Source organism: Acidimicrobiales bacterium (assembly GCA_040219085.1).
Lineage (GTDB): Bacteria > Actinomycetota > Acidimicrobiia > Acidimicrobiales > JAVJTC01 > JAVJTC01.
The window spans coordinates 17114-35085 of sequence record JAVJTC010000033.1 but is presented as its reverse complement, the minus strand read 5'-3'; the positions used below and the strand labels follow the sequence as shown (position 1 = coordinate 35085).

Sequence of the window (17972 nt, the reverse complement as noted above, 5' to 3'; positions counted from 1 at the left end):
GAGGGCACCGGCGCGTCGGTAGCCTCAGCCTGTGTCCGATGACCCTCACGCCCCGGGCGGCGGCGTGACCCGAGCCGAGCCGGAACCCGGCACGTGGTACAAGCGGCGGTTCACCTGGGAGTGGCTCGGCGAGCTGTGGGCCGCACGCCCGCTGACAGGTTCGCTGGTACGCCGCGAGTTCCAGTCCCGCTACCACCAGACCCGGCTCGGGCTCCTGTGGGCCGTCATCACCCCGGTCCTGCTCCTCGTCGTGTTCGTCTTCGTGTTCAACCGGGTCACGGGCCTAGGCGGGGACTCCGACGCCGACTACGCCGTCTCGACCTACCTCGGACTGCTTCCGTGGACGTTCTTCGCCTCGTCGGTCTCCCGCGGCGGTCAGTCACTCGTCCTCGAGGCGGCGTCGGTCAACAAGGTGCGGGCTCCCCGCGAAGTGTTCCCCCTCACCTACATCGCCATCGCGCTCGTCGACTTCGCGATCGCAGTGGCCCTGCTGCCACTCCTGTTCATCCTGAGCGGCAACTCCCCCGCTCCGGAGAGCTACTGGGTGCTCGTCGCACTGGTCGTCCAGATCGTCTTCACGGTCGGAGTCACCCTGATCGTCGCCGGGGTGGTCGTCTTCATCCGCGACCTCGGTCAGGCACTTCCGCTCATCATCCAGATGGGCCTGTTCGCGACGCCGGTCGCCTACCCGATCGACCTGTCACCGGGCTGGGAGAAGGTCTATTCCGCGGTGAATCCCCTGGTTGCCGTAATCGATACCTATCGTGCCGCCGTCCTCGGAGGCGAAGCCCCGGACTGGGGCCTCCTGTCGATTGCGTCCGCATCGTCGCTGATCCTTCTCACCGGCGGGTACCTCATCTTCAAGCGCCTCGAGCCGGAGATGGCCGATGTCGCGTGAGGGCACGGTACGCATCGACCGACTGTGGAAACGGTTTCGCAAGGATCGACGGTCCGGCAGCCTCATCTACGAGGGCCTCGGCGCCATCCGCGACGCCCGCGGCCGGGGTTACCGCTGGGCGCTGCGCGACATCGACCTCACGTTCGAACCCGGTGAGTCGGTAGGCCTCATCGGACCGAACGGCTCGGGAAAGTCGACCCTGCTCAAGATCATCCACGGTTCGATGTTCCCGACCGCGGGGACCGCGAGGATGTGGGGTCGACCGGGGGCGCTGATCGAGATCCATGCGGGTATCCATCCCCATCTGACCGGACGGGACAACATCTACTTCGCCGGCGCCCTGGTCGGAATGCGCCGCCAGGAGGTCGCGTCGCGTTTCGACGAGATCGTCGAGTTCGCCCAGATCGGCGATGCCCTGGATCGATTCACCAAGCACTACTCCTCGGGCATGCGCATGCGTCTCGGTTTCGCCGCCGCCACCGCGCTTCAGCCTGATGTCCTCCTCGTCGACGAGGTTCTGGCCGTCGGCGACGAGTGGTTCCAACGCCGCAGCATCGACCGCATGCGACGGATGCACAGAGACGGCACGACGATCGTCTACGTGAGCCACGACCTCGACTCCGTCGCCCGCTTCTGCGATCGCACGATTCGACTCGGCGACGGTGTGGTCGTCGACGACGGCCCAACCACCGATGTCATCGAGCGCTACCGCCACGAGGTGTCCGCGGCGGATGCGTCCCCGGTGGACGGTGAAGGCGTGGCAAATGTGACCGTCTCGATCGCGTCGCTCGACGGCGCGCCGCCTCGCTCGAACGGCGCGGCGGTCATGAGGGTCACGATGGTCTCCGACATGGCCCGAGACGCTGCTCTCACGATCGGCTTCGGTCGCGGTGGATCGGAACCGACCGTGGCCCTGAACCACATGGTCCGTCTCGATGCGGGCGACAACGTGCTCACGGCCACCATCGCCTCGCTCCCGCTGGCGGGCGGCGACTACTCGGTCTGGGTCGCCGTCAGTGCCGACGACGAACCCCTACTCACCGGGCGGCCCGTCGGCTGGGTCGGCGTCACCGGGGACCCACCGGTGCAGATGCTCAACGCTCAACCGGCGCCCGTGTCGATCGACGTCCACTGGGACGACGGGAGATGACGACACCGCCCCGGTGACCTCGACTGAACGACAGCGGCCCGCCTCTGTCGAGACGGGCCGGTGTCATGGTGTGCAGAAGGTCAGTGCGGGTCCGTAGGACCCGGCGGACTACTCGTTGCGGTTGACCGCCGCGAGCTGGTAGCGACGGGCGCCGAGGGCGAGCACCGCACCGAAGGCGATGAGCACGACTGCGATCAGCGCAGTCGGGAGGCTGTCGGAACCGGTGAACGCGAGATCCGGTGCGACCTGCACGGACAGCACCACTGCGAGGACGTCGCCGCAGCCGGTGACGAGAACGGTGGCGTCACCTTCGATGCCGGCCGGCACGTTGAAGACGATCTCGCCGGTGCCGTCGGAGTCGGCGGTTGCTGTGCCGACCTCGGAACCGTCGATGGTCGCCACGAGCGTGGCACCGGCCTCACAGCCCGTGACCGTGATCGTCACGGGATCTCCGGCACCGGGGGTGGAATCATCCACGGTGATCGTCGAGTCGGTCACATAGTCACCGTCGGTCTGAGCAGACGCCGGGGCAACGGCCAAGAGGCCGAGCGCCATCACCGTCGCCGCCACGATTGCGATGATCTTCTTCACAAGTATCTCCTGCCACCTGATTGACCGTCCGAACAACGGTAACAGTATCGGACTCTCACTTCAGAACCTTGAATATGAACACTATCACCATCCGCGGGCGGCGCCAGTACCGATCAGTAGGCGCCACGGCCCCGCAGAACGGCTCCGACGGTGCGGATCATGATCTGGGCGTCGAGAACCGGGGTCCAGTTTTCGACATAGGTGAGGTCGAGGCGAACCGACTGCTCCCATGTGAGATCCGACCGACCCGAGACCTGCCACAGCCCGGTCATTCCGGGCTTGACGAGGAGTCGACGGTGCACGCCCTCGTCGGCGCCCTCCTCGGTGAGCTGTTCCACCTCGCGCGGGAGCTGGGGACGCGGCCCCACCAGCGACATCGAACCGGTGAGCACGTTCACGAGCTGCGGCAACTCGTCGAGCGAGAAACGCCGCAACACCCGCCCCACACGCGTGACGCGCGGATCATCCCGGACCTTGAACAACACCCCCGCACCCTCGTCGTGTGCCTCCAACTCGTCGCGTCGCTGGTCAGCGTCGACGACCATCGTGCGGAACTTCACCATCGTGAACTCCCGACCGAGGAGGCCCACCCGCCTCTGGCGGTAGAAGACCGGACCACCGCTCGAGAATGCGACTGCGACGCTGATCGCAAGCAGTACGGGAGCGGCCGCCGCGATGAAGAAGGCCGCAAGAAGGCGGTCATAGGCGGCCTTGGTCACGGCAGCGGCACCGACGAAGGCCGGTTCGTCCACATAGAGCATGGGCAGACCGGCCACGGGTGTGACAGAGATCCGTGGCCCCGCGACGTCGGTGACCGACGGCGCCACCAACATCTCGATACCGGTCCCCTCGAGTTGCCAACCGAGGTGCCGCATCGACTTGTCGCCTAGGACGTCCGCGTCGACGACGGCGATTGTGTCGGCCCCGTACTCCTCGACGGCCTCCAGTAGGTCGGTCGGCATCGGTCGAACCGGGTGGGAACGGTCACCGACCATGACGTCGCCGGCTACAGCCTCGGCTTCGGGTACCACAGCTGCGACGACGAGGTACCCGACGTAGGGCGTCGCCGCGAAGTGCCCGATGAGACGTTCGACCCCGGCGCGGGTCCCCACGAGAAGTATCCGGCGGTTGAACCGGCCGTCGACGCGCCGTCGGTGGACCCACTTCCGCGCGAGGTGGCGCACAACAAGCGACAGTCCCGCCGCCAGGACGAACACGAGCACGATCGCCAACCGGTCGATGTTCCGCCTGAAGAAGAAGGCACCGGTCGACGTCGCCGCCACCGACACCAACACGGCGCCGCCGACGGCCGCGTACTCGCGGGTTCCGACACCGACCGTGCGGCGGTGATAGCCCCCGAGCCAGGCGACGGCCACCACCCAGACGAGGACGAGCCCCAGGCCTGTACCCGCCTGCTCGACGTTGCTCACCGCCTGGTAGTGGAAGTCACGAAGGAGCGAGACGACGATGAGGGCGATCCCTGCGACGACGTAGTCCGTCAGGAAAAGTCCCGCGCTGTATGTGCGTTCCCACACGGGCCGCTCGACGTTACGCATCCGCGCGATTGCAGCCGAAGGCCCGCGACATGTCCAACAGTGGACCCCTGGGCCCCACAACCGCCCAACTAGGATCACAGTGATGGCGTGCCCGATCGACCCGACCGGCCCCGGTCGACCTGGTTGCTGATGGTCGACCGTGAGGCTCGCTGCGAGACCGCCGAACCGCAGGCGCCGGAGGGCGGGGCACCACGTGTCGTCGCGATCGGCGCCGACGCATTCACCGACCGCCCGGGCGGCCTGGGCCGCTACGCACAGGACCTCACCGCCGCCAGTTCGACCATCACGCTGATCGTTCTCGGGCGGGGAGACCCGCCCGCGGGAATCATCGGCGTCTCGAGGCCCGACGCGCCCCTCGTGGACCGGATCACTCGAGTGACGCGCGAAGTCCTGCGCGCCGATCCCGACGTCGTCGACGTCCACTTCGCCCTCTACGGGCTGCTGCCCGTCCTGTTGAGACCGCGACGGCCTGTCGTCGCACATCACCAGGGACCGTGGGCCGAGGAGAGCCACTCCGGACGCGGCTCCCCCTCCAGATACGGCGCACGCGACCTGATCGAACGGTTCGTCCTGCGTCGGGCCCACACGGTGGTGACGCTGAGCGACGCGTTCAGGGACCACGTCATCGACCGGCACGGACTGTTTCCCGCGCGGGTGGTCACAGTCCCCCCGGGCGTGACATGCCCGCCGGCCGGGGATCCCCACCGCGCGCGCAGCCTCATCGGCGTCGACGACGGGACCCCCGTCGTCGTCGTCGCACGCCGCCTGGTCGCGCGCACGGGAGTCGACATCCTCCTGCGGGCGTGGGTCGGCGTCGTCGAGAGCGAGCCGGCGGCGCACCTCGTCGTGGTGGGTGAGGGGCCCGAGGAGAAGTCGCTGCGCGACCTCGCTGCCGAGCTGGGCGTGGAGGCCACGGTGACCTTCGCAGGCCGGGTCAGTGACGCGGTGCTGGCCGATCTCTGGGCCGCCGCCGAGGTGGCAGTCGTACCGACACGAGCACTCGAAGGCTTCGGGCTCGTGCTCCTCGAGGCGGGCTGCCACGGCACCGCGTCCGTCGTGACCGACGTCGGCGGACTGCCCGAGGTGGTCGGTCGGCTCAGTCCCGATCTCGTCGTCCGCGCGGACCCCCGGTCCCTGGCCGTGCGCCTGCGTGGCGTCCTCGACGGTTCGTCCCCACCACCCGAACGCGGAATCGTCCGGGCGTGGGCACGGTCCTATGACTGGAGCAGCGTCGCCCTTCGACATTCCGAGATCTACCGCCAGGCTGTGAATCCAACCGCCAGGCCGAGGGCTGTCATCGTAAGCCATTCCGCGGCAGCCGGAGGTGCCGAGATCGCTCTGTCCCGGACCTTGGCGGCCGTGCGCGCGAATGGCCTGCCCCTCGACGTGCATGTGATCGCCTTCGAAGACGGCCCCCTCCTCCGTTCACTCGACGCCATGGGCATCTCCAACGAAGTCGTCGAGGTCGAGCGACGAGCTCTGGACCTGGATCGCAGCGCGGCGGATTCGGCCACAGCGGCGGCTCTGGGGCCCGCCCTCGCGACGGGAGGACTCCGCCTACTCCGTCGCCTCCGCTCCCTATGCCCCGATGTCGTCGCAGCGAACGGCTTCAAGTCCGGGGGCCTCGTGATTCCTGCTGCGGCGCTGATGCGCCTCCCCGTCGTGTGGCACCTCCACGTCGATCTCGAGGACCCCTCGATGCACCCCACAGGTCGCCGCGTCCTGCGCTCGCTCGCCGCGCTCACCACGGCCACCATCGCGAACTCGGATTTCACGCGAATGTCCTGGGGACTCGATCGCGACGTCGACGTTGTCGTGCACCCGGTCCACGGGCGGACCCGGTCAGCCGTGCCCGAACCGATCGGGCGGCCGACCATCGCGATGGTCGGCCGGATATCTCCGTGGAAGGGTCAACTCGTCCTCCTCGAGGCCCTCGCTCGCGCCTTCCCCCGCGACGACGGCGAGGGACCTCGCGCCGCGATCGTAGGAGCGCCGCTGTTCGGAGAGGACCCCTACCTCGACGCAGTCCGCGCACGCGCATCGGAACCGGATCTTGCCGGGCGCGTCACGATCACGGGCTTCGTAGACGACGTCGACGCCGTCTACGACGCAGCTTCGATCGTCGTCCACGCATCCACCGACCCGGAGCCCTTCGGTCAGGTGGTCATCGAGGCGATGGCCGCCCGACGTGCAGTGATATCGACTGCCCACGGAGGCGTTCCGGAGATCATCACCGACGGCATCGACGGGACCCTCGTCGACCCCGGAGATGTCAACGCACTGGCAGACGCCCTGCGTCGCCTCGTCAACGACCAGCAACTGCGAATGCGCCTAGCCGCCGCCGGCGAGCGGCGAGCGGCCGACTTCGCGCCCGGCTCGAACGCGGGCGCTGTCGTCGAGGTCTACCGGCGCGCTGCGGAGTCGAGAAGACGACGGTAGAGATCGGCTGTCGCGTCGGCCATCGCCGTGTGGTCGAAGCGGTTCTGGAACCTCACCACACCGGCAGCTCCCATCCGGGTCCGCTGCGCTGGGCTCGACAAAAGGCCGGCTACCACCTCCGACAGCCGGTCGACGTCACCGGGGAGGACGAGAACACCCGTCTCGCCGTCGACGACGACCTCGGGAATCCCCTCCACCGCGTAAGCCGCCACGGGCTTGCCGGCGGCCATCGCTTCGACCCCTACTAAACCGAAGGCCTCCCATCGCGACGGTATGACGACGACGTCGACGGCGCCCATGAGTCGACGCGCGTCACGGCGCCACCCGAGAAAATGAACGCGGGAGCCGGCACCCAGGCTCGCGACCGCATGCCTCAACTCCCCCATCTCGGACCCATCACCTACCACGAGCAACTCGACGTCTGGCACCTCCTCGGCGATCCCGGCGATCATCGGGGCCAAATCCTCCACGCCCTTCTGGGGCACCAGGCGGCCGAAGAAGCCGACGAGGGGCACATCGACCCCGATCCCGACCTCACGGCGCAGGAGCTCTACCGGGTCGTCGTCCGTCGGCGCGGACCGGAGGCCGTGGGGGATGACGTCGACACGGTCGGGACGCAGGACGCCACTCTCGACGCCGAGATCGCGCATGGCGCGACTCGGCACGATCGTGTGGTCAGTCAGGCGTTCCAGTACCCGCTCGGCCAATCCGAGCGGCACGCGCCGGTAGGCGGGTTGGTGACGGTGACCGGCGAACGCGTGGACCGTATTGACGACGACGGTGTCCGGCACCGTCCGGGCCGCCAGCCTCCCGAGCGCGGCGGCGACGGCGGTGTGGGTGTGAACGATGTCGGGGCGGGTGCTCGCGATCAGGCGCCGCAGCCGAAGGAGCTGGGTAGCGAGAGTGAGCGGGGAGCCGAAGGACTGTGTGAAGGCCGGCCGCCGGTCGAGAACCGAGTAGTCGAATCGGGCGATGCCGAGCCCCTCTACGAGGGGGTCGTCGTGTCCTGACGACACGAATGCAATGGCGAGGTCGAATGCCTCCGTCCCGAGCGCGCGGAGCAACGTCTCGAGGTGCACAGCGATACCTCCGACGTTGATCCCGGTCACGTGCAACACACGGGGGCGGCGATCGTCAGGGGTTCGCGGCCAGCTGACCGGGTCGTGTCCCAGCCGCCGGACACCGGGACCCGTGACGTCTCCCTCGACTCGAGCGGCGGACACACGACGACGCTACCGACAATCGGACCGTCGGCCCCGCCGGTCCGTGCGAGCTGCCACACTTGGACCCGATGGAACCAGATCCAGGCGGCGGCCTGCCATGTGATCTTCTGTGGAGGACGAGGCTCGCCGGTCTCCCGGGCGAACATGTCCTGCCAAGAAACGCCGAAGCCGTGTCACCCGACGCCCTCAACACAGCCATCCGAGGCCTCGTCGACGGGTTGACGCGGTGACAGACACGGGCGGCGCCGCCGGGGCCAACTCGCAGTCCGACGAACTCCTCCCCCGGCTGCGGGTCTGGCCCGAGCCGTGGCAGGAGGACCTAATCCGCGCGGTGGTGGCCCACAGCGACGACGACGCCGTGGCCGCATGGCGGAGGGTCCGCGCCCGGCACAGCCTCCGCGAGCTCCAGGGATCGTCCTCGCGGCTGTTGTCGATGATCGGCCGACGACTCGCCCGGCTAGCCCCCGACGATGAGGATGTTGCGACGCTCCGCACTCTGCACCGCGCGACATGGGCGGCCAACGTGCGGATGCTGGGCGTCACGCTGCCCCATGTGATGGCGCTGGCCGACGCCGGGATGGAGCCACTCGTCCTCAAGGGCGCCGTCCTTCTCGAGGCCTACCACGGCGACCTGGGGGCACGATCGTCGGTCGATGTCGACATCCTGGTGCGTCGGCGGGACTTCATGCGTGCCCTGGACCTGCTCGCTGCCCGCGGACTCGACACCGACGAGGACACGGCGATGCTCTTGCGCATGGGCCACGGCGTCGGCGTGACCGACGGTGCCGCTTCGCTCGACGTCCACCACCTCATGTCATCGTGGCTCGACCTCGACGAGGACGGACTGTGGAGCCACAGCGAGACCATCTCGATCCTCGGGAATCAGGTGCACGTCCCGTCGCCCACCGACCTCCTCACCCATGTCGTGGTGCACGGGATACGCCCCGCCTGGCCGGTGAACCTGCGCTGGATCGTCGATGCGCTCGCGATTCTGCGCGAACGCGGCGGTGACGTCGACTGGGATCGCCTGGTCGCGGGTCTCGACGGGCCGGCGATCCCGTTGGTCGACGCCGGACTGAGCTATCTCGCGGAGACCTTCGACGCGCCCGTTCCCGGCGCAGTCTTCGATGGACTTGCCGCGCGCCACGTGGGTCTGCGTGCCCGTCTGCTGTACCGGGTGTCGATGACCTCATACCTCGGGCCGACCTTCGGCAATGTGCCCGGGCTCGTGTCGCACTTCGCGCGGACCAGGCGCGGGCAGGGCACACGCGCCCTACCCGGCGACCTGTCGGAGTTCCTCACCATGATGCTCGGTGTCGAGCGCCTCGGCGAACTACCGGGCGTAGTGAGAGCCAGATGGCGGCGCCATCGCCGCCGACTCAAGTCCGGCGGCCGGCCGTCGGCCACCGGTGGCTGAGCGAGGCAACTTTACTGCACGCCCGCGAGCGAGGAGCGCTCGTCGGTCCGCCCAGCCCAGACCCAGCCACAGCAGAGCCGACATCGCCCAGTGCTGACCGTTGAAGGTGAACCGCAACGAGACGATGGTGAATCCGAGGATGAGGATGCAGATGAGCGGCGCCGGGTCGGTGGGACCACGCGCCGGAAGGGCCCGTGCGCGCCAGGCCGTCCACGGACCGGCGATCACGCCCGCGGTGAAGACGAAGAAGCCGATGACACCGAACGCCACAGCGGCGTTGGCGATGTCCGTCTCGAAGTTCAGTCCGGGGCCCCCGAAGCGGTCGCCGGCCAGCCCGACCGATCCCGGTCCCCGACCGAGGGGGTCTGTGAAACCGCGCTCGACACCATCGGAGAGCAGGCGGAGGTGCTGGTCCGTGGTGTTCTCGTAGTACTGATCGTCGGTCGGGTGGCCGAACGCGATGACGATGCGTCGCAGGTTCCCCTCGACACCGTCTCGATCCAGCGACAACGGGTCGATCTGATTCATTGCGAGGCCGGCGAACAGACCGATCACGACGACGGCGAGGACCGGCTTCAGCAGCGACCAGCCCTTGACTGCACTGACGACCACGATCATCGCCGGAATCACGACGATCATCACCGTCCTGGTGCCGTTGAGCACCAGGGCCGTGCCCGCCAGACCGGCCACGACCGTCCAGGCCGCGGCCGGTCTCGTGTGGAGGGTCTTCTGAGACCTCACCGCGGCCGCCACGGCACCGGTGACGGTGAGGCCCATGAGAACCGCGAAACCGGACGCTGACGTGGACATGCCGAACGGCCTGATGGTGTCCGGTCCGACGTACAGCGATGCGTAGGCGTTGTCCGTGCCACGGTCACGTAGTTCGAGCCACGCGAGGTCCCAGGGCGGCAGACCGACGAAGTACTGCCAGATGCCGTATCCGGCAGCGACGACTCCCACGCCAGCCACGACGCGGGCGATCTTCACGGCGTGCGCGTCGTCGAGCTCGCGCCCGATCCAGAAGTAGAGCAGCGGCCCTCCCCACAGCACCACGCCCGCCACTGCGGAACCCGCGGACGGCTGGCGGGGATTCAGCGCCGCCACCGCGACCACACCCATCGTGAGCGCGGTCAGACCTGCGAGCGGTGTGAGCCGCCGCATCCCACCGGTTGCAACGGCGCGTATCGCGAGCAACACCGCGATCGCGGGTGCCGCCGCGAGGAGGGGGTCACGCAACGGGTCGAGCTGGACCAGGGACACTACGCGACGCGTGGTTCCCAACACCAGAAGCCAGGCAATCAGCCAGACAACGGCTTCACGGCGATCGCGCACTGCCACCACCGAGAGTCCTGCGACCACCCCGACGAGTACCAGGGAGCGCCCGGCCATGGAATCACCGACGAAAGCCGCCAGGAGGAACCCGGCAACCATGATCTCCCCGACGACGATCCGCAGCGAGGTCGACATCCCGTCCCCCTGCAGCGACACGATCCTGGACTCGATGGGCTCGAGTCCCTTCTCGATCATCGACACGAGCCGCTCCCAGAAGGCGAAGAGCGGCGACTGGCTCCGATCCGCGAAGGCCCTCAAGGGTCGACCCCGCGGACGCACCTCTCGTACAGCGCGAGGGTCTCCGCCGCAGCCACGTCCCAGGACAGGAGTCGCGCCGATTCCCGCAAGGCCCGGCCCACCGTCCGGGCATCAGCCGGATCCACGGCGACGCGGCGCAGGGCCGTCGAAACACTCGTCACAGTCCCGTCCACCAGGAGCCATCCTGGCAGGGCGTCGACGATCACGTCGGGCGCAACACTGCGTCCCGTGATGATGGGTAGACCGCTGGCTGCCGCTTCGGCCACGACCATTCCGAACGTCTCGTACCTGCTCACATGCACGAGGACGTCAGCGGCTGCGTAGACGCGCTGGATGTCGGGACGAAAGCCGAGGGCACGGACCCGCCCACTACAACCTGCCTCGTCAGCCAGTGCCGCTGCCACCGCCGGGTCGCCTCGCCCCGCGATCCACAGTTCAGCCGGCGGGCCGTCGCCGTCATCGAAACGAGCGAACGCCCCGATGAGGACGTCGAGCCCCTTGGCGAGCCAGTCCCCCCCCACGAACAGCACGACAAGAGTGCCATCGGCGACACCCATCTCATTGCGCAGCCCCGCACGGGCCACAGGGTCGGGCAAGAAGTGGTCGACGTCCACACCGTCGGGGACCACGACCACCTCCGGTACCTCATGGTGGGACCGCACGGCCTGCGCTGTCCGCTCGGAGACGGCCGCTGCAAACCGCACACGCCCCGGACGAAGGGCACGGCGCTCCGCGGAGAGTGCCACCGAGGCAGTTAACCGTTGCACGCATCTGCGGAGACGCCCAGCTGCCGCCGGCCGGGCTCCCTGTGCCTCGGCTTCGGCCCAGCAGTAGTGAATCGAACACACGTCTATCGGTCCCGGCACAACGGCACCGACCGTATGGACGAGGACCGACCGCCGCCGCAGGCGCCGCACGACGACGCCGGCGGCCACCGCGAACCAGACATATCGGATCAAGAAAGGGCCCGGGGGCATTCGCACCCGGTGCCAATCGACAGCCCCGACAAGATCCGGGGCAAGTGTCCCTGCGACGACCTGATAGTCCACGTCGCCGCAGGTACGACGAATGATCTCTGCTGTCGCCCGCTCCTGCCCACCGGAGTCATCGATACCGTGACCCACCACCACGACCGCGGGCCGCGGCCGCCGAGAGTCGGCGCGCAACTCGGCCGCCGCGACGAGACGGCGACGCGGACGGGCCACCATGGCGAGCCCGGAGACGACCCCGCGCGCCGTGGCCGTGAGAAGCCCTGCCGTGTCGGTGTCACGCGTGATCTTCGCAAGTGCTGTCCGCCCGAATCCCGGAGTGGCCCGAGACCCCATCAACAGGAGATACAGCGCCGCAGCCACAGCGCGCCACCGGGCAACGATTGCCCTCGCAACGATCTGGTGCACCACGTCATCTGACACTGCAGGGCCGTCAGGCTCCCCTCGGGCGACGCCGACCCTGCGGGCGGGAGCGTGGTCCACCACCAGGCCGGGGTCATACACGACGCGTAGACCTGCAGCCCGTACGGCGGCTCCGGTGACGAGCTCCCATCCCGGTTGTGCGCCGCGGCTGCGCAGTCCGTCGCCGCGTCCGACCGTCAAGACGTCGGCCCGCACCGCCATGTTCACGCCCTTCAGGAAATCGACGTCGCGGGTTGGTCCCGCTCCCCGGTGATGATTACCGACGGCTCGCACCCCACCGCGGGTCCACCGTCCGACCACCAGGTCGGCATCGGGTCGGTCGGCACCCGGAATCCGGTCCCGGCCACCGACCGCGCCCACCGACGGATCAGAGAACATGTCCATCATCCGGGCGATCCAGTCGGGACCCGCCACGGCGTCGTCGTCGATGAAAGCGACGACGTCGGCGGTCGTCGCCGCGACACCGGCCCGGAGCGCGACGTCAAGGCCCGGCCTGTGGACGACCACGACTTCGAGCCGCTCGTCGGACCGGGCGCCCAGTAGCGCACGGGTCGCGTCGTCGTCGTCGCGGGTGACCACGACGAGCTTTCGGTACGGCCGGGTCTGTGCTGCGAGCCCGTCGAGACACGCCGAGAGCGCCTCCGGCCGTCGAAGGGTCGCTATCACGACGTCGATGGCGCACACACCCCCGGAGGCTACCGGCCCTCCCCGCGGCGGAGGGCGGATCGGCGGTACATTCGCCTGCGTCCCACCCCCCTCGACGAGCGAGCGGATGCCCACGAGTTCCGAACAGCCGGGCGGCCTCCACGCAAAGGGGTCATGACATGACCCCCCGCGTGTCCGTTGTGATCAGGACCCACGGCCGGGCGCGGTTGTTCCGCGCAGCGCTGGCTTCGGCGCGAGCCCAGACACTACGCGACATCGAGATCGTGGTCGTCGAGGACGGTGGCCCCGAATACGCCGCGGACATCGCCGCGGAGATCGGCGACGCCAGGATCCGCGTCCTGCGCAACGAGGTCAGCTGCGGGGTCGGGCCAGCCACGTTGCGCGGTGCCGAAGCGGCCCGAAGTCGATTCCTCGCCTTCCTCGACGACGACGACCTGTGGGACCCGACCTTCCTCGCGACACTCGTCGAACCGCTCTCCCGCGATGAAGGGGTCGTGGTCGCCTTCTGCCGTCGCCGGATCATCGACGTCGACGGCGCCACGATCGGCGTCGGCGATCCCCGGAACTGGGAGGACCGGCTGCGCTGGCCGGAGGCACGGGGAGCCATCGAGCCCTTCGTCCACGAGGCCCTCGTCGACCCCGTGATCAGCGTCGCTCAGTCAGCGGTCGTGGACACACGCGACGTCGACTGGTCGTTCCTGAAGACCGCCGGACCCTGCTGGGACAACAGGCTCGCACACCAGCTGTGCCGACGCCCCGGTGCGGCCTGGTACGAGCCCACCGCTCTGTCCTCCTACCGGATCCACGACGTGGCCATGAGCGCTGAGACACCGACGCTGTCATCGCGTGTGTCGACCTACCGCTCCTATCTGAGGGACGAGCAGCTGTCGCCATGGCACGACGGCCTGTCGAGACGCCTCGCCCGCCAACTGGAGAGCCGCGCACTGGCCTTCTCGAACGAGACCGAGCTCCGCCAGGCGCGCCGTGACATGCGTGAAGCCGTCCGACTCGACCCGACGTTCCGGTCCCTGCGGGCTCTCGTGGTCCTGCAACTGCCGGCCTCTCCGGCCCGCCGGCTCGTCGACGGCTACCAGAGAGCTCACGCGGCTACGCGGCGCCGGCGGAGCACCCGCTTCTCCGCCACCGACTGAAACCGGGCGCCGGCTCACACCCTCGGACGTAGTTCGACGATCTGGTGGTACGACCGCCGGCGGATGGCCGGAATCCGGCCGAGGACGCGCCACGGCTCGCCAATCAGACAGCCAGGTGGCCCTCGCCACAGCCGAGGTCCAGCACGCGCGTGCCGGCCACGTCGCCGATGACCTCCGGTAGACCCTGCTCGAGACGGGTCCCTGCGAGGTCTGTCCCTTCGCCGCCATCGGAGTAGACCTCTTCCCAGTAGCGCGCCGACGGACGTTCGGGCGACCCCTGCATCGACCTGCCCTCCATTGGACCCGGAGCGGCCAATATGGGGGCCGGTCACGTCGCCACCTGGATCACGAGAGTCACGGCCGAGACGACGAGCACCGCCATGACGAGCACCTGGAAGGCTTCCAGCGGGATCCGACGCCGCAGGCGCGCGCCGAGCGGCAGCGTCACCAACACCACGACGATGCCCGCGAGGGTGGCCGTGATACGGCCACGGTCGTAGCTCCCGTCGGCGACGATGCCGATGATCTGACCGAGGCCCGAGGCGGCGAACATCGCCGTAACCGATGCGACGAATGCATCCCGTGGCAGTCGGTAGACGGTCGTCCAGGTCACGACGAGCGGACCGGACACCCCGGTCGCACCCTGCGCGACCCCGGCGACCGCGCCGACGACCGGGGAGCCCCTGCGGGCGGCGCGGCGGGGCAGCGTGAAGTCGGGCGTGACGAAGATCGTGACGACGTAGACGATCACCATGGCCGCGAGCGCGAGTGTGAGCGGCGCCGAGGGCACGCGGGTCAACAGGAACGTCCCGGACACACCGCCGGCCAGCGACGTGACGACGAGTACGGGCAGGTCCGGATTCGCGCCGTGGTGATCGCGTTCGCGGAACGTGAGGACCAGGTTCGCGACCAGGTTCGGCAGGGCGATCACGACCACGGCGGCCTCGATCGACGTGAACGCGGCGATGACCGGCACCGCCAGCAACGGGAATCCGACACCCGTCACGGCCTTCACCAGCGCTCCGGCGACGATCGCTGCCAGCGCGAGGATGATCTCGCCGGTGCTCAACGTGCGACGCCACTGGACACGGCCGGAACCGTATCCCCCGCACCCCGGGCCTCCGGCGAACCACCTCGCGAGGTCGCCGGCGTCGGGGCCCCCAGCGGCGGACGGGTCAGGTGCGCCTCAGGGCCGAGACGGAGTCGGGTAGCACCAGGATGGTGTCGGGATCCTCGTGGGCCCTGGCGAGGAGCATCAGGCCCTCCATCTGGGCCAGAACCCGTCCCGCCTCGCGTTCGATGTCGATGTCGGATCGCAACTCTCCCGACTCGACGCCGTCTCGCAGGGCGTTCGCGAACCAGAGCTTCATCTCGTCGAGAACCTCGACGAGCTTCGCCCGTATCGCGGGGTGTGACGAGGAGATCTCGGCGGCGAAGTTGCCGAACCGGCAACCCGGCACGACACCGATCGCTTCGATCCCGTTGCGGCGGAGGTCCTCGGCCATCGCCTCGGCGTACACCGTGAAGCGTTCGACGACGGGGCGGGTGCGGTCCGAGAACGCCGCCTCGAAGGTCGTGTCACGACGACGCCGCCACGCACGGTCGAGCATGGCGATCGCAAGCACTTCCTTCGATCCGAAGTAGTGGTAGAAGCTGCCCTTTCGGGCATCGGCCACCCGGCAGATCTCCGCGAGACCCACCGCCTCGTACCCCCGTGCCCGCATGAGGTCGTCCGCGGCGTCGAGGAGTCGCTCTTCGGTGTTCGTCACGACCTCACCATAGTTGACCAGTCGTCTAGCGGCGTCGCCCCCACCGGGCTGCCCCGACCGGGTCGTTCCCGGCGGGCCGACTCGACGACTCCGTTCAGAGAGTGCGCCGGACCTCGACGATCTCGTTGCGCTGGGTGACGTCGAACCGCTTCTTGAGCGCGGCGATCCGATCGGGAGCGAAGGGCACGGCCGGATTGGCCGGGCGGTTCACATAGAACACCCCGCGGCCGTCTGCGCCGAGTAGGCCGGCGAGCGCGTCGACGAACAGGTCGAAGGGTTCGACCGTCTCGAGGACGAACCGGCCGACGACGAGGTCGAACAGCGAATCGAGACGGTCCAGGTCCGCCGCCGCGAGGACCCTGGGGTCCACCAGCTCGCCGACGCCGGACATCGCGGCGTTGCGGCCCGTGACCTCGACCGACGAGGAGGAGCGGTCGACGGCCACCACCGACGCGCCGTGTCGTGCGAGCCAGATGGCGAGATCGCCCTCGCCGCAACCGATGTCGAGGACGTGGCGGCCATCGACGTCGCCCAGGGCTTCGACGAGTCCCGCCGGCAGGTCGGCCGGCACGGGCCGTACACCGGTCCCCTGCTCGGCGTAGCCGCCGTCCCAGTAGTCCTCCGAGGGCGGCCGGCCCCCTGTGTCATCGCGTGCCATTGTGTCTCCAGTCCTCGATGACCCCCACGAAGCCTTCACGGTACGTCGGGTGGATCAACTCGTAGTCGATCCCGTGCAGAAGCGTGTTGTCGCACCGCTTGTTCGCACGCCCCACGGTGGCATCGGTGCGGCGCCCCGGGGACGCAGCCCCGATCTCGGCGGCGAGCCAGTCGAGCACCTCGCACCGTGGAGCGGGTTCGTCGTCCACGCCGACCAGAACCGGCGGTGCCTCTTCGAGATCGGCGACGTGGGCGAGCAGGCCTGCGCAGTCGTCGCGATGGATCCGGTTCGTCCACTCCGGCGGATCGGCGCGGCACGTCGCCCGACCCTCGACGAGTGACTCGATCAGGCGGAAACGACCGGGTCCGTAGATACCGGCGAATCGCACCGAACACGACGACGCGGACGACTCCGCGACGAGTCGCTCGCCTTCGAGGAGCGCCTCACCCCGGTGATCGGCCGGCTCGGTGGGACTCGACTCGTCCACGAACCCACCGTCGGCCTGCCCGTACACGGCCGTGGAGGAGACGAACACGAACCGACGCGGACTCGCGCCCGCCGCGCTGAGCGCGGCCAGGGTGTTGGCGACCCCGGTGACGTAGGCGCGCCGGTACAGCTCGGGATCCCGGCCACCGGCGGCAACCAGATAGTGGACGACGTCGACGTCGCCGGGGAGCGGCGGAATGCCGGCGGGATCGGCTACGTCGCCGGCGAGCGCCTCGATGGGCGCCGGGATCCGCGCGGCGTCGCGTCGCAATCCCACGACACGGTGCCCTGCAGCGACCAGGAGCCGACCGAGAGCGGTCCCCACATCGCCGATCCCGACTATCAGGTGCGTCTCGCCGGCCGATGGGTTCGCGTCGGTCACGCGTCGTCCATGCGTCCGGCGTAGTCCCACGTGGAGACCTCGAGATCGGTGATCTCGATGGCGACCTCGGTGGCCGCACGCGACAGGAGCCAGGCGCCCAGTCCGGTCCCGGTGTCGATGTCATAGCGCGCCAGGAGGCGTCGCAGAACGGGGAGCCCGTGTTCGGGGTCGATGTGGGCCGTGCCGGTGCCTCGCACGCCCCGGTACGGCATCGTGTCGGCGCCGATCTCGAAGGCGACCCTGGGGTCCTGACGGATCCGGGAGCTCACGACCGCGTCGGCCTGCGTCGCACACCAGATCCGGTCCCCGTCGCTCCCGCCCACGTCGGCGACGAACCACAGCGACTGCACGAGCGGTGCGCCGTCACCTCCGACGGTGGCGAGACGGATCGGGATGGTCACGGAGCGACAGAAGTCGGCGATCGTGGCGGCGTCCCAGGGCCCGGAGCGGATCGTCATGGCGGTAGTCACCCGACCGAGTCTTCCAGACGGGTCGATCGCGGGGAATACCGACCATCGTCCCTGTTGCAGCGCCTCCATGCCGTTGCACCCTGTAGTCCAGCGCACCACACCGACGGGGAGGAC

16 protein-coding genes are annotated in these 17972 nt (G+C 69.0%); 5 read left to right on the top strand and 11 right to left on the bottom strand.

Translation table 11 applies throughout. The features are described from left to right. Positions 1-31 precede the first annotated feature (31 nt). Complete coding sequence (locus RIE08_14330; protein MEQ8718785.1) at positions 32-898, top strand: ABC transporter permease; 867 nt, start codon at positions 32-34, stop codon at positions 896-898. Then, complete coding sequence (locus tag RIE08_14325) at positions 888-2048, top strand: ABC transporter ATP-binding protein (GenBank protein ID MEQ8718784.1); 1161 nt, start codon at positions 888-890, stop codon at positions 2046-2048. The genes RIE08_14330 and RIE08_14325 overlap by 11 nt, the downstream gene beginning before the upstream one ends. 108 nt (positions 2049-2156) lie before the next feature. On the opposite strand, the gene RIE08_14320 is transcribed toward RIE08_14325, so the two are convergent. Together RIE08_14320 and RIE08_14315 are read right to left on the bottom strand one after the other, a co-directional pair. Further along, positions 2157-2639, bottom strand: coding sequence for a hypothetical protein (locus tag RIE08_14320; GenBank protein MEQ8718783.1), 483 nt, complete (start codon positions 2637-2639; stop codon positions 2157-2159). 113 nt (positions 2640-2752) lie between these two features. Continuing rightward, on the bottom strand, positions 2753-4195 hold the full coding sequence (locus tag RIE08_14315; protein ID MEQ8718782.1) for a sugar transferase: 1443 nt from the start codon (positions 4193-4195) through the stop codon (positions 2753-2755). Between the two features lie 87 nt (positions 4196-4282). Here RIE08_14315 and RIE08_14310 point away from each other — a divergent pair, with 87 nt between their 5' ends. After that, positions 4283-6634, top strand: coding sequence for a glycosyltransferase family 4 protein (locus RIE08_14310; GenBank protein ID MEQ8718781.1), 2352 nt, complete (start codon positions 4283-4285; stop codon positions 6632-6634). Here the strand turns inward: RIE08_14310 and RIE08_14305 are convergent. Further along, positions 6598-7857 (bottom strand): glycosyltransferase, encoded by a 1260-nt coding sequence (locus RIE08_14305; GenBank protein ID MEQ8718780.1) that lies wholly within the window; start codon positions 7855-7857, stop codon positions 6598-6600. The two genes, RIE08_14310 and RIE08_14305, sit on opposite strands and share 37 nt — an antisense overlap. A gap of 226 nt (positions 7858-8083) precedes the next feature. Here RIE08_14305 and RIE08_14300 point away from each other — a divergent pair, with 226 nt between their 5' ends. Beyond that, positions 8084-9274, top strand: coding sequence for a nucleotidyltransferase family protein (locus RIE08_14300; GenBank protein ID MEQ8718779.1), 1191 nt, complete (start codon positions 8084-8086; stop codon positions 9272-9274). Here the strand turns inward: RIE08_14300 and RIE08_14295 are convergent. Beyond that, positions 9191-10864: a hypothetical protein gene (locus RIE08_14295; protein ID MEQ8718778.1), complete on the bottom strand. Its 1674-nt coding sequence runs from the start codon at positions 10862-10864 to the stop codon at positions 9191-9193. The two genes, RIE08_14300 and RIE08_14295, sit on opposite strands and share 84 nt — an antisense overlap. Next, positions 10861-12960 carry a glycosyltransferase gene (locus tag RIE08_14290; protein MEQ8718777.1) on the bottom strand — a complete coding sequence of 700 codons (2100 nt, stop codon included), beginning with the start codon at positions 12958-12960 and terminating at the stop codon, positions 10861-10863. The genes RIE08_14295 and RIE08_14290 overlap by 4 nt, the downstream gene beginning before the upstream one ends. Positions 12961-13100: 140 nt before the next feature. Here RIE08_14290 and RIE08_14285 point away from each other — a divergent pair, with 140 nt between their 5' ends. Continuing rightward, entirely contained in the window at positions 13101-14093 is a 993-nt protein-coding gene (locus RIE08_14285; protein MEQ8718776.1) for a glycosyltransferase, read from the top strand. 103 nt (positions 14094-14196) lie between these two features. Here RIE08_14285 and RIE08_14280 read toward each other — a convergent pair whose 3' ends face one another. The 6 genes from RIE08_14280 to RIE08_14255 form a co-directional block, all read right to left on the bottom strand. Continuing rightward, the gene (locus RIE08_14280) at positions 14197-14376 is read right to left on the bottom strand and encodes a hypothetical protein (protein ID MEQ8718775.1); all 180 of its coding nucleotides are present in this window, start codon (positions 14374-14376) and stop codon (positions 14197-14199) included. 45 nt (positions 14377-14421) lie between these two features. Continuing rightward, positions 14422-15162, bottom strand: coding sequence for a sulfite exporter TauE/SafE family protein (locus tag RIE08_14275; protein ID MEQ8718774.1), 741 nt, complete (start codon positions 15160-15162; stop codon positions 14422-14424). 106 nt (positions 15163-15268) lie between these two features. After that, positions 15269-15862 carry a TetR/AcrR family transcriptional regulator gene (locus tag RIE08_14270; protein ID MEQ8718773.1) on the bottom strand — a complete coding sequence of 198 codons (594 nt, stop codon included), beginning with the start codon at positions 15860-15862 and terminating at the stop codon, positions 15269-15271. Between the two features lie 94 nt (positions 15863-15956). Continuing rightward, positions 15957-16520 (bottom strand): methyltransferase domain-containing protein, encoded by a 564-nt coding sequence (locus RIE08_14265; GenBank protein ID MEQ8718772.1) that lies wholly within the window; start codon positions 16518-16520, stop codon positions 15957-15959. Beyond that, a complete protein-coding gene (locus tag RIE08_14260; GenBank protein ID MEQ8718771.1) occupies positions 16507-17388 on the bottom strand; it encodes an NAD(P)H-binding protein in 882 nt (293 codons plus the stop codon). The genes RIE08_14265 and RIE08_14260 overlap by 14 nt, the downstream gene beginning before the upstream one ends. After that, positions 17385-17858, bottom strand: coding sequence for a pyridoxamine 5'-phosphate oxidase family protein (locus RIE08_14255; GenBank protein ID MEQ8718770.1), 474 nt, complete (start codon positions 17856-17858; stop codon positions 17385-17387). The genes RIE08_14260 and RIE08_14255 overlap by 4 nt, the downstream gene beginning before the upstream one ends. Positions 17859-17972: the final 114 nt, after the last annotated feature.